The following is a 12,953-nucleotide window of genomic DNA, read 5'->3' on the forward strand; positions in this document are numbered from 1 at the left end:
CAAATTGCTACGCGACGCTTCCGTGAACGTTGAGAAGCCTTCCCGCCCAAAGTGCTCCCTGCTGTCTTCGATAAGGATAGGATAGGATCGCGTGGAAATTACGCATGGATTGGCGGGATCCCTCTCCGAGCCAAAGCTGTTCTATGTGCTGGGGGGGATAGGCGTCTGGCAAGGATTGGGAAGGCTGCCTGCGTCAACTTATTCGAGGGTTCAAGATATCCACAAACGCAAGCGGGCGGAGGAGGATCCCAATATCTTGAGGTGGTGGCTCAGATCTTGCAGGATATGGCTCAGGTTTTCCCTGCCCCCACCGTGGAGGAGGCGCGCCAGCCCTTGCAAACCCAGACCTTTCAACTGGTGATCCTGGATCTGAACTGGCCAGATGGCTTGGGTTCAGATCTGTTGCCACTGCTGCATAAGGTCTCCGGCCTGCTGACGCGAACGGTGAGCAGCACGCCGGTCATGGTGTTTTCTGCCCAAGATAGGGGCTCAGAGGTGTGTACAGCAGGGATCCAGGCCACTCTGGTCAAGGCCCACACCTCCAATCCAGATTTTCTCAACACCATTCGCGCTTTGGTGGGGGAGAAAAGCAGGTGTGTCCTTCTGCAGAGGGGCAACCCCCATCTTTGTTGCTATGCCTACGGCACCTTGGCGGGAACCGCAACGCTGACGCGACAGGAGGCTGATCCCGGTGGTCTTTCCTGCTTCTGAACCTTCTTTTGGTCTTCCTTATCGCTACGCGACGCTTCTGCCAACGGGCTCTAATCACGTTAGCGAGACGGAGTCCTTGCGCAGCCCTGAGTTCGACAATCTGGACGATCTTGGGAAGCAGGTGCAGCAGTTTGCCCAACGCTACCGGGGGCAGGTGGCGCAACTCAGCCCGCCGGAGCTGGCGGTGGCACTGCAGGAGTTGGCCGAGCTGACGCAAAGGATGCAAGGGATCCCAACTGCCGACTCGGCAGAGGCAGCTTGGCAGAGGCTGGAGCGGATCATCGCCTTACAAAGCCAACTGCTGTTTTTCCTCCTGGAGTTGCAATCCCTGCCTGCCGTTGCTGCTGGTGGCCCGGAGGAAGGTGTTCCCCACGAGGGTCAGGATGGTGCTATGCCTACGGCACCCTGTCGGGAACTGCACCGCTGGCACGAACGCCTAGTCGATGCCCACGTCGAGCCTGAGCTGCAACCCTTTCGCCAATTCCTGTGTCGCCTTCTTCAAAGGACTCCGTCCCCCTGGCACGAACAGCAGAGTCACCAACAGCTTGAGCCTCTGGAGCGCCTGCTCCACCAACAGTACTTAACAGGAAGGTTGGCTTGGCGGCAGTTGTGGCAAGTGACCCTGAACTCGCCTGCCGCGCTCCCAGATCACACCCTTGTCCAGCTAGGAACTCCGTCCCACTGGCGCGAACAGAGCTTACCAACCCACGCCAGCGCCGAAATCCGTTGGGCTGCCTATCAGCGGCTGGGCCAACACCTGGAGGCCCATGCAGATCTGGGTGGGTTTATCCTCAGCACCCTGATCCGCGACCACCTGTGGGAGGCCCAATGGCGGGGCTATGACTCTGCTGCCGACCTGTATCTGGCCCGCCACGGCCTGACTCAAACTTTTTTGGAGAACCTCCTGGAAGGGATCCGCGATCGGTTGGATCTGTTCCAGCGCTATTACCGCCTCAAAAGCCGAAACATGGGGCGTTCCATTCGCATCTGCGACTTGCGTGCGCCCTGGCGGGATCCCGTTCCACCCCTGACCCCTGCTGAGGCCACCTCTCTAATCTGGGCTGCTTTGCAGGACTTTTGCCCTGAGTGTGCTGCCCAGGCCAAACCCTGGCTGCTGGAAGTCGGCGCTATCGCAACCGAGGCAGACAAGCCCACTCGCGTCAGCGAAACAGAGTCCTCGTCTAGACCAGGAGAAACGGGATCCGGCGGGAGCGAGCTCTTGTTGAAGACCCTTGCCACCCTCAGCCGGCGGCTCCGGCCTGAGGATCCCCAAGTTTGGCTGGATCTAGAGGAGATGCAAGGGGCTACTCAGCCGTGGTGCTCTCTACCTCCAGCGCGAACGTGGGGAGTGCAGGCCCACACCATCTTTTTGCAGCAGATACTCCTGGATCACCTGGTTGCATTGGCAGTGGGATCCCCCCGCGTGGGCAGGCCCGCTCTTTACGACCCGGAGGGGCAAGCTGTTCCGCACCGCTGGCGGGAACGCTCCGGCAGCCTCAAGTTGGCCCAGGCCCTGTTGATACATCATCTGGAAGCCCAGTTGCAGGCGGTGTTTTACCAGGGTTTGATCGGTCGGCTGGAGCTGCTCCTCTATCGGTCGGGGATCCCCGAATGGGAAAACGGTGTAACCTACTCCTCCTGGGTGAGCGAAGAGTGGTTGAAGCTGTGTCAGGAGCTGTGCGGAGATGCGGTGGAACTGTTGCCGGAACACCAGTTCTACTGGGTGGGGATGCCGGAGCTGTTTCTCCGCCCCTTCAGTGCCTATCAGGCCAGCCTTGCCAGCCTGGTGGCCTTGGCCTGTCACCGCCGCTATCATGATTCTCCGCGCAACTTTCTGCCCCACTACCTTCGTTGGTTGGCCAGCCCGCCCGGATCCCTGACTTTGGCAGAAACCACCCAGATGCTGCAGGCGGATCTGAGCGACCCAGAGGGAGTGTTGCAGGCGCTGGAGGAGCTGGAGCATTGGATCGAGACGCTAGAAAAGCTGCTGGAAGAGGATCCGGATCGCTGACCCACCCTTGTTCTCTTGGACGTAGGCATGCCCTGCGGCGGGAAGATCCTGCGCCCGACTCCTGCGAACCCACTCCGGCAGCACCAGCCATTAAAGCGCGTCCCTTCCTGAAATGGGCAGGGGGGAAAGGACAACTGCTGAGCCAATACGAACCCTTTTTCCCTCGCACCTGGAACACCTATCACGAGCCCTTTTTGGGGGGTGGAGCGGTCTTTTTTCATCTGGCCCAAGGGATCCCATCGGGTTCTCGACACTTTGTTTTGTCGGATATCAACCCTGAGCTGGTGAATGTGTATCGCTGCGTGCGGGATCACGTGGAGGAGCTTATCGCCCTGCTCAGCCACCACCAAGCCCACCACAGCCGGGATTATTACTACACCATCCGCGCGGCTCGATTTGAAGATCCGGCGCAACGGGCTGCCCGCCTGCTGTATCTGAACAAGACCTGTTTTAATGGCCTCTACCGGGAAAACTCGCGGGGAGAGTTCAATGTCCCTTTGGGCCGTTACCGTAATCCCCGCATTTGCGACGCGGAGAACCTACGGGCCGTGGCACGAGTTTTGCAAGGCGTGGAGATCACAGTGCAGCCGTTTTGGCAGGTGCTCGAACGAGCCGAACCCGGAGATTTCGTCTATTTGGATCCCCCTTACCATCCCCTTTCTGCCAGCAGCAGCTTCACCGCCTACAGCCGGTTTGCCTTCGGCGAAGCGGAACAGATCCGCCTGCGAGAGGTGTTTGGAACCTTGGCCGACCGAGGCGTGCAGGTGCTGCTCTCCAATTCCGATTGCCCCTTCGTGCGGGAACTGTACCGGGATTACCCCATCCAGACCATCTCCGCCAGCCGTGCCATCAACGCCCAGGGCCACAAACGCGGCCCCATCACCGAGGTCTTGGTGCTGAGCCATCCCAGCCTGGCCTCTGCCCGTAGTGGGCCGGAAGGGATCCCGTTTTGCCCCAGAACCGTCTAAGGTGGACGCGATAGCGGTGCGGAGCACAATGGATGAGCAGGTCGAGATCCGAGGCGGGATCTTGAGCTTGGACACAGTGAGACCACGGGGACAACAGCGCATGGATCCACGAGAAATTGAGGCGTTGGTACGGGCCGCCCTGCCCGGTGCGAGAGTACAGGTGGAAGACACGGTCGGCGATGGCCACCATTTCCAGGCCATTGTGGTGGCGGAACAATTCCAGGGCTTGCCCCTGATCAAACAGCACCGGCTGGTGAATGAGGCCCTGAAAGCCTACCTGCAGGATGGCCGCCTACATGCTTTGGCCCTGCGCACCTTTACCCCCGCTCAGTGGGAGCAACTCCAGGGGCCGGATGGCTGATCGCGACAGCAGGACAGAGTCCCCTTGAGCCAAGAGGGTCATTTCCGGTCGCGCTGGGCATCGCCTCGATTCCCGGCTCCTCTCTTCCTTTGGGAAAGGGGCTGGAGCTGTCGCAAACGGGAATCCTCAAGGGATCGCCTCAAAGCGGCTTGAAACAGCCACAACCCACCTCTAACCAAAGCTGACGCGGAGCAGGGAAAAATCATCTTCAAAGTCCGTCCGCCCCTGAAAGGATTGGGCCTCATGGATCACCTGATCCAGGCCACCGTCAGCGCTCTTGCTCAGCAGGGCTATCAAACTGTTCAGCCCCCAGAGTTCTCTCTGCGGGTTTATGACTTCGTAAACTCCATCGCTGAACAGGTAGAGATGGCTGTTCTCCGGGATCCGCACCTGATCCCTTCGAAAAGTGGGGTCGGGCAAAACGCCGATGGGCACGTTGGGGGTCGTCAACAGGAGCGAATCCTGGCCACGGGCGAGCAGAGCAGGTGGGTGGCCGGCACTGGCAAAAGAGAGCAGACGGGATCCCGGCTGGTAAACCCCGTACCAAAGGGTGAAGTACATCTCATGGTGGGATCCCATTTGAAAAGAGTGGTTGAGGGCGCGCAAGACCGCGTCCGGCTGGCGGGGATCGGCATCGGCCAAGCCTTGAGTGCGCAACTGGTTCATCACCGACACCGACAACAGAGCGGATCCCACCCCATGCCCCGACACATCCAGCAGATAGATGGCCAGGTGTTCCTCATCCAGCCAATGATAGTTAAACGAATCTCCCCCCAATTCCTGGGAGGGCAAAAAGCGCCACTCGAGGGTCACTTTGCAGTCGGGAAAATAGGCCGGCTCCGGCAGGAGAGAACGCACATAGCTGGCCGCCTCGGCCAATTCTGCCCGTAACCTGGCCGTTTGCTGCTGCAGGTCATAGCTGAGCTGGTGTAAGCGCAGCCCGGCCCGCACACGTGCCCGCAACTCATTGGGGTCGATGGGTTTGCTTAGAAATTCATCTGCTCCGGCATCCAGGCCCTGGATGCGGTCTTCGACCTCGGTGCGGGCGGTGAGCAAAATAAAAAACGTCGTGGAAAACTTGGGATCGGCTTTGATGCGTCGGCAAACCTCCAGCCCATCCATGTCCGGCATCATCCAGTCACAGATGATCAGCCCCGGCACCAGCAGGTGGGCTTGCTCCAGCCCCTCGGAACCGTTGCTGGCCATCTCCACGGTGTAGCCCTGTCGCTCCAGGGATCGCTTCAACACCAGCCGAATTGTGGGATCGTCGTCAACAATCAAAATGGTCGTCATGACCGCTGCACCCCAATCCTGAAGTCAAAACGCATCCAAACCCAACTCCAGCCCGATATCCCATACCGATAGGCAGATCTTTCATCCTAGCTTAGGGGTTGCAGCAGGAAAACCGGCTCGGCAAGCAGTTCACGACAACGGGGAAGGCCTCAACAGCTTCATCCATCGGAGCTGAAGGTGCGTATCACTTCGGGGATCCCCAAAACCGTGGTTGCACGCTACCCAAAAGCTAACCGTTTCTAGATACTGGTGGCAGCAGATCATTGCGAGGCAGGTTTTGGGCAGATTCTTCTTGAGAGACTTCCATTGGATACAGAGATACAGATCACACTCATCCATCCTTCGCCCGTTTAGAGTGAACTTTAAGATTCAACGGCCTTTGCCGCATGAGCACATCTCCCCTATCCTTATCCCCTCCCTCCGTTCAGGATTCACAGGCAACTTCGCCCCCGGCACCCAGCGAAGTTCCCAGGGGAGAAATCCGGCTGGAGGACTTGGATGAGAAGCAATTGTTGGCCGGCCTATCGTCGGTGGTGTTGAACCCAGCAGCTTGGAGTTGCTTCAGCGTCAGCGAAACCAGCCGCCTGCTACGCCCCCTGCAAATCTGCCCCGACTTGACAGGAACTCCCGTTCTCTCCCCAGGGGCCACTGCCGAAGTGGTCTATAAGTTCCTGCTGAGCGACGGTCGGATCGGAACCATGAAGGGGCTGATCTCCATCGAAGACTTCCGCAGCGAGCGGCTGCGCTCCGTTTACGATCAGCTTCACATCGAAAAGATTATACCGGTCTTCACCGAGTCGGTTGTGGTGCAAATCATCGACCATTTGAAACCGATTTTTGCCCGTGACTTGGATGAGCTGCTTTGGCAAGAAAGTTTTTACTTTACCCCTCAGGATCTGCGCCAGCAGGAGTTCTTGTTGCGCGGCCTACGGCCCGAGGCGATCCCACGCAGCTTTCGGCCTCACCTGCAAAGGGTCTACACCCAGATTATGAAGGTGTGTCGCAGCTTGCCCAACATCGCCTTCCAACTGTGTCTGCGAGCCTACCTGGAGTACAACGAGGTCAAGAACAGGCATCTGCTGGCGCTTCTACTCAGCAAGTATTTTTACACGCTCTACCGCATTGGTGGGTTGGACGGTTGGGAAAGTGGGGATCCGGTGGAGCTGGGATCCCTGCGCTCCTCCAATCGGCAGGCTCGACTCCAGGCTCTTGCTCGCCTTCTAACCCTGGACAACGACAGCGACGCTCCCCTGGTGGGCATTGGGGGCAGCGGGCTGGGGGGCAGCTATTTCAGCGGGGAACGGGAGCCTACTGGTGTTGAGATGGTGAGCTCGGAGGAGATTGAAAAGCTGCGGCAAGATGTGGAGGTGGCCCGCGGCCAGATCGCCGAGGCCCAGCAATTGGTGGCCCAATATCAGGAGGAGAAAAAACAGGAACTGCTCACCCGCCTTCAGGATCCGGGAAAGTTTCTCCTCTTCAGCATTCATCAGTTTTTTGACACCCTCTTCGGAACCCTGCCCGGGGAGGTGAAAAGCGAGTACGGGGCAGTTTGGGTGCCGCGCACCTCCTACTTGGATGAGAAGGAGCGAGATGAGCTGACAGAGCATTTGCGCCTGATCACCAGCGAGGCCTATTTGGTCAGCGTTCCCTCTGCCGAGGCCACCCTCATCGGCTATTGGCGAGTTTTGGCGGATTCCTTCTACAACCAATGGGTTTTGAATCAGTATAAGCAATTGCAGAGCTATGGGGTGGATTTGGAGCAACAGGGCATCCAGATTCTGGAACGAGAACGATTTCTGGATGAGGTTCAGTTGCGCTTTGCCGCCCGCCACCGAGAAATTGTGACTCAAAATGTAGAGAAAATCACCCGAATTGTGGTGGATAGCCTGGCCAAGCGGGTGGCCCTCAACACCGGCCAGCAAAGTTTTCAGGCTATGCGGGCCAAGTTGACCACCGTTTTGGATATGGACATTTCCCGCAAAGACGTGGGGGAAGTCAAGCGGCTGATCGACTACTTCACCGATGTGTTTTTGGGCAAGCGGGAGGAGCTGCGCTCCCCCTATCCGGTGGGCACGATTTTACAAGTCAAGGCGGCCATTGAGGCTCGCCCCCCCGATAGCCGCACCCGCATTGGTCTGGAAATTTTGGGTCAGCTCTACCGCGAGTACGTTCCTCTACTGGGATCCGCACCGAGGTAGGAGGAGGGCAGAGCGGCGGATCCCGTAGGCCGACAGGTTTTGGGCACAATGGGGACTGGCGTGCTGTCTAGATGGAGATTCCCCATGCGCTACCGCCAGCTTGGCCACAGCCCTTTGCAAGTTTCCGAGATCTGCCTGGGCACCATGACCTTTGGGCAGCAGAATACTTTGTCTGAGGCTTTCGAACAGCTCGACTACGCGGTGGAGCACGGGATCAACTTCATCGATACCGCCGAGATGTACCCGGTGCCGGCGCGGGCGGAAACCCAGGGATCCACCGAGCGCTACATCGGCGAGTGGCTGCAACACCAACCGCGGCATCGCCTGATCCTGGCCACCAAGATCACCGGCCCTGGTCGGCCCTGGCATTGGATTCGCGGCGGATCCCTGTCCATTACCCGCGACAACCTCAGGCAGGCGGTGGCCGGTAGCCTCAAACGCCTGAAGACCGACTACATCGACCTCTACCAGATCCACTGGCCGGATCGCTACGTGCCCCTGTTTGGGGGCGTTGCCTACGATCCCAGCCAGGAGCGGCCCACCGTTCCCATTGCCGAGCAGTTGCAGGCTCTGGCGGAATTGGTGCAAGAGGGTCTCATTCGCTACATCGGCCTGAGCAACGAAACCCCTTGGGGGGTGAGCAAGTTCTGCCAGGTGGCCGAGCAACTGGGGTTGCCCAAGGTGGTCTCGATTCAGAATGCCTACAGCCTCATCAACCGCACGTTTGAAATGGGCCTGGCGGAAGTCTGCCGCCACGAGCAGGTGGGCTTGCTGGCCTACAGCCCGCTCGGATTTGGGCTGCTGACGGGCAAATATCTGGGGGGGGTGAAGCCGCCGGGATCCCGTTTGGCCTTGTTTGAAGGCTTTGGCCAGCGGTACCGCAAGCCGAATGTGGAAGAAGCGGTGGCCGCCTATGTGCAAATTGCCCGCCGGCACGGTCTGACACCGGCCCAGTTGGCTTTGGCCTTTGTGCGCAGCCGCTGGTTTGTCACCAGCACCATCATTGGGGCCACCAGCCTGACCCAACTCAAAGAGAACCTCAGTTGCCTGGATGTGGAGCTGTCCCCGCAGATCCTGGCGGAGATCGAGGCGGTGCACCAGCGCTACCCCAATCCTGCCCCTTAAGAGGTTGGCGAAACCGACGGCCAAATAGAACTTTTCGGAAGGTTTCCTCGTCTGGATGTGCGGTTTGGATATCCTCTCCAACTCTTCTGTCCGGCCAGTTTCTATGGCCTCTCCCAGCCAAGAGTGGGGATCCGAGACCTGAATCCTGTACCAAGAACCTGAGGTGTGAACGATGCGTGAGCTTTCCCTTTGGCAGGGCTGGAAAACCGCCGCTCTGGTGATCAGTTGCAGCAGCTTGGCCTGGCTTGGGGATCCCGCTTGGGCCCAACTGTCCGATATCAGCACCTATTGGGGTGCCCAGTACATTGCTGGGTTGAATGAACGGCAGATCATCGGCGGCTTCCCGGATGGCACCTTTCGCCCCAACGAGTCCATCACCCGTGCCCAATTTGCCGTCATTGTCACCAAAGCTTTTGGCCTAGATACCAACGTTCCTGTGCGCTCCTTTGCCGATCCGATTCCCAGTTGGGCGGCTCCCTCCATCGGCGCAGCGGCAGCGGCAGGGTTTGTTTCCGGCTTCCCGGACGGCACCTTTCGTCCCAACGATGTGCTCACCCGTGCACAAGCCATCACCGTCCTAACCCGTGCAGCCACCAACGGCAGGCTCATCGAAGATGCCGGCCAAATTGACGCGATCCTATCCGCGTTCGGCGATGCCAATTTGGTTCCCAACTTTGCCCGCGCCCCCATCGCGACAGCAGTTCAGGAAGGGCTGTTGGTGCTCTACCCCAACCCCACCCAATTGAATGCCCAGGCGGTGGCCACGCGGGGGGAAGTGGCTGCTCTTACCTACCAAGCGCTGGCCAAGGTGGGCCGGGTGCCCAATTTGGATCCGCCGGTGGGGGCTGCCATTCCCGGCCCTGGGATCCGCACCGAGCTCCTTGCCCAGGTCACTCCTACGCCCGAACCCCTGACCACGCCGGACATTCCCATTGAGCCTCTGGTGGAAACGCTGCCCGCCGCTCCAGAGGTGAGAACCTTCTTTGCCCGCGAAGAGCTGGGATCTGTAAACCCAGGAGATACGATTACCGTGTTTTTGCTGGGATCCCCAGGGGCGCAGGGATCGTTTTCCATCCCCGGCATTGCCTACAACCTGCCACTGCAGGAAACCCGCCCAGGGCAATACGAGGGCAGCTACACCTTCCGCAGCCAAGACCGGGCCTCAGAAGCGCCTGTTTTTGCCCGCCTGGAGCGGGATGGACTGGTGACCCTGGTGCAGTTGCCGGACAAAACCATTACCATCGGGCGGGTTACTGACACCACCTTCCCCACCATCAGCGAACTGGCCCCTCCCAATGGATCCCTAACCGACAACTCTCGCCCCTCCATCTCAGCCCGTTTCCAAGATGACCAAGGAATTGACCTGAATAGCTTTACCTTGCTGGTGAACAATGTGGATGTCACCGCCCAAGCCCAGCTCACCCGCACCGGCTTCGCCTACACCCCAGCCGAGCCGCTGCCCACCGATCGACCGACCTTGATCGCCGTCCAAATTGCCGATACCAGCGGCAACACCACCATCCAGCAGTGGTCTTTCCAGGTGCAGGCCGCCCAGCCCACTCCCACACCAACTCCAACCCCAACACCGACAGCCACGCCCACACCGACCCCAACGCCGACTCCAGCTCTGACCCCAACGCCAACCCCAACACCGGTAGCTACGCCTACTCCCACACCCACGCCGGAAGCTACACCCACCCTGACTTCAACACCGACCCCCACACCCACTCCGACTCCACAGCCTGGCGGGGAGCCTTCACCTTCTCCTTCTCCAGAAGGACGGTCTCCTGCAGAACCCAAGCCGGAGTCCAGCCCCGAGGCTCAGGAGAGTGAGGCTACAGAGTCTCCTAAGCCAGAATCCCCAGCCCCCCAGCCAGGGGATCCCGGCGGACCGACTCCTTCTCCTTCCCCCAGCCCCTAGGGAAAACTCGATCCAGACCCCGAACAGGCTCAATAGTGTTTTAAGAGCTTCCGATCCCTTAATACCTACTAAATCTAGTGGGCACAAGCGGGGCAGGATGTTAAGCTACTGCCAGTTGCGACCGGATGGGATCCATGAGCTCAACCTTGCAGCCGTTCCTGCATTTGTTGCAGAGGAGTTCCTTTTGGGGGGTGTTGATAGCCGGTGCCGTTACCCCGGTTGCTGCTCAGCAGTTCGAGTTCACCCCTCAGCCGGTGCCCCCCAGGGGGGATCCCGTCCCTACCTTGCCCTTGCTGAGCCCTCCGCCCTCCCCCGGCTCTGCCACGGCCCTGCCACCGGTACCTCAGGTGCCGCAAATGCCGCTGGATCCCACAGCTCCGGTTTTGGATCCGATCCCGGTGGTGCCCGTTCAAGCGGCCCCAGGTGGACACCCCCCCCAAGGCGAAGCCTATTCCTATCAACGTCGGCCCGACCTCAGTCCAGGTGGGGATCTCCCTGGAGCCACGCGGGGCGAGCTGCCTGCCGGCACCCGTATTCTCCTCACGGCTTACCGCCCCATCACCTTCCAGCCCTACCAGGCCATCAACGGCCACCTGGAAGTCTCCGAGCCGGTGGTGGATCGCTTTGGCCAGGTGGTGATCCCGGCAGGGAGTGTAGTGTGGGGCACTTTTGAGCCGGTTTACCGAGAACTGAAGTTGTCTGGCCGGGAGGCGGAGAGCGCCGATCCCCAAGAGCGGGTCGTCGGCAGCCGCTTTGTGGCCAACCGCCTCACCATCGGCTCTTCCACCTACTTGGTGAGAGGCCAATCTGCGCCGCTACCAGTCGGGTTGGATCGCAACGCCGACGTCGGCACAACTGTAGCCCGCGGGGCAGGCTATGGGGCAGCAGGTGGGTTGGCCTTGGGGATCCTCACGGGGGGATGGGGCTTTTTGCCGATCTTGGCCGGCAGCTTGGCCGGCGCTGCGGCAGGCAGTACCAATATTGACCGGGTGGTGACGCTGCAGCCCAATACGTTGGTGGAGCTGGAACTGACCGATAGCCTGATCATCCAATAACTGGTCAACGCTCTCTTGCGCTGGGGCAGCTCGGTAGAGTAGAAGAGAGCCCCCTCCATTGGTTCCATGGCCTTCTGGATCTACGTTGTGCCCCCGCTGGCCGGGCTGGTGATCGGCTATTTCACCAACGACATTGCCATCAAAATGCTGTTCCGGCCCTACCGCCCCTATCGGGTTTTCGGCTGGCGCATCCCCTTCACCCCCGGTTTGATCCCGCAGAACCAACCCCGTCTGGCCAAGCAGATCGCCAAGACCATCATGGGATCCCTGCTCACGCCGGAGGAACTGCACAATCTGGCCCGTAAGCTGCTGCAAACCGAGCGCATGCAAGCAGGGATCCGCTGGCTGCTGGGGGTAGCTCTGGATCGGCTGCAAAACCCTGAGCAGCAGCAGCAAACCGCCCAGGTGTTGGCGCGCATTTTGGCCGATCTGTTTAACGAGTCGTTGCCCCGCCTGGTGAAGGTGCTGGCCCGTCAAGAAACCTTTTTGGAAGGGCCGATTAACCAACTGTTCGACCAGGTGTTGCTGGAGCTGCGTCTCAGTGCCGAGCAGGCCAAGCAGCTCTCAGAGTGGATCTTGAAGCAGGCGCTGCCCCCAAAGGTGTTGCGGCAGAACTTGGTGGACTTTCTCACCGATCGCAACATCGAATCCCTGGATGAGGAGTTTCGTGAACGGGCCACCGGCTCCTACTGGGTGGTGGCCAACCTGTTCGGCCTGAAAAATGCCCTGCTGCGCCTGCGCACCTATTGTCTGGAAGAGCCGGAAGGGGCAGAGGCCATCTTGGAAGATCTGCTCAAAGACATCAACGCCCCCCGCCGCCTGACCGAGATCCTGCAGAACCTCTCTCTGCAAAACCTGCCGGTTTCCGCCGTGCGTCAGTTGCGCCGTGCCCTCCGCGACGGGATCCAAGATTACCTGCGCAGCCAAGGGCCAGAGGTTATCAAAGGGCTGGGGGAGACCATCGATTGGGAAAAAGTGGCCAGCCTGGTGTTGGGACGCCTGCGCAACTCCAAGGCGTTGATCACCTCCATCGACCAGATCAGCGCCGACCTGGCTCTGGTCTTGGAGCGCTACCTAGAACGAGATCTCGAATCCCTGATGATGCAGGTGATCCCGGTGTTGAACTTGGATCAGGTCATTGCCGATAAAGTCAACGCCACCTCCCCTGCCGACCTGGAGCAGGCCATCCAGCAGATCGTGCGCCAAGAACTCCAGGCCATCGTCAACTTAGGCGGCCTCCTCGGCTTTTTGGTGGGCTGTGTGCAGGTGCTGTTCTTGCTGGGCTGACGAGTTTGGGTTGGGCTTTGACT

10 protein-coding genes are annotated in these 12,953 nt (G+C 59.7%); 9 read left to right on the forward strand and 1 reads right to left on the reverse strand.

Annotated features, from left to right (window positions below; translation table 11 throughout):
• The first annotated feature begins 261 nt into the window (after positions 1-261).
• From NW849_RS00960 to NW849_RS00975, 4 genes are read left to right on the forward strand one after another with little or no spacing between them, the layout of a single operon-like run.
• On the forward strand, positions 262-711 hold the full coding sequence (locus tag NW849_RS00960) for a response regulator (protein WP_414355528.1): 450 nt from the start codon (positions 262-264) through the stop codon (positions 709-711).
• Positions 692-2,722: a peptidase M3 gene (locus NW849_RS00965; protein WP_414355529.1), complete on the forward strand. Its 2,031-nt coding sequence runs from the start codon at positions 692-694 to the stop codon at positions 2,720-2,722. Before NW849_RS00960 ends, NW849_RS00965 begins: the two co-directional genes overlap by 20 nt.
• Positions 2,674-3,690, forward strand: coding sequence for a DNA adenine methylase (locus NW849_RS00970; protein WP_414355530.1), 1,017 nt, complete (start codon positions 2,674-2,676; stop codon positions 3,688-3,690). Before NW849_RS00965 ends, NW849_RS00970 begins: the two co-directional genes overlap by 49 nt.
• 28 nt (positions 3,691-3,718) lie before the next feature.
• Complete coding sequence (locus tag NW849_RS00975) at positions 3,719-4,051, forward strand: BolA family protein (protein ID WP_414330062.1); 333 nt, start codon at positions 3,719-3,721, stop codon at positions 4,049-4,051.
• A 171-nt stretch (positions 4,052-4,222) separates the two neighbouring features.
• On the opposite strand, the gene NW849_RS00980 is transcribed toward NW849_RS00975, so the two are convergent.
• The gene (locus NW849_RS00980) at positions 4,223-5,344 is read right to left on the reverse strand and encodes a PP2C family protein-serine/threonine phosphatase (protein WP_414355531.1); all 1,122 of its coding nucleotides are present in this window, start codon (positions 5,342-5,344) and stop codon (positions 4,223-4,225) included.
• Between the two features lie 494 nt (positions 5,345-5,838).
• On the opposite strand from NW849_RS00980, the gene NW849_RS00985 reads away from it, so the two are divergent.
• From NW849_RS00985 to NW849_RS01005, 5 genes are all read left to right on the forward strand, one after another.
• Complete coding sequence (locus tag NW849_RS00985) at positions 5,839-7,542, forward strand: hypothetical protein (RefSeq protein ID WP_414355532.1); 1,704 nt, start codon at positions 5,839-5,841, stop codon at positions 7,540-7,542.
• An 84-nt stretch (positions 7,543-7,626) separates the two neighbouring features.
• On the forward strand, positions 7,627-8,667 hold the full coding sequence (locus NW849_RS00990; RefSeq protein ID WP_414330066.1) for an NADP(H)-dependent aldo-keto reductase: 1,041 nt from the start codon (positions 7,627-7,629) through the stop codon (positions 8,665-8,667).
• Between the two features lie 172 nt (positions 8,668-8,839).
• Positions 8,840-10,588 (forward strand): S-layer homology domain-containing protein, encoded by a 1,749-nt coding sequence (locus NW849_RS00995; protein WP_414355533.1) that lies wholly within the window; start codon positions 8,840-8,842, stop codon positions 10,586-10,588.
• 134 nt (positions 10,589-10,722) lie between these two features.
• A complete protein-coding gene (locus NW849_RS01000; RefSeq protein ID WP_414355534.1) occupies positions 10,723-11,643 on the forward strand; it encodes a hypothetical protein in 921 nt (306 codons plus the stop codon).
• A gap of 66 nt (positions 11,644-11,709) precedes the next feature.
• Positions 11,710-12,930, forward strand: coding sequence for a DUF445 domain-containing protein (locus NW849_RS01005; protein ID WP_414355535.1), 1,221 nt, complete (start codon positions 11,710-11,712; stop codon positions 12,928-12,930).
• The last annotated feature ends 23 nt before the right edge of the window (positions 12,931-12,953 follow it).

The organism is Synechococcus sp. R55.3 (genome assembly GCF_047461975.1).
In the GTDB taxonomy this organism is placed as follows: Bacteria; Cyanobacteriota; Cyanobacteriia; order Thermostichales; family Thermostichaceae; genus Thermostichus.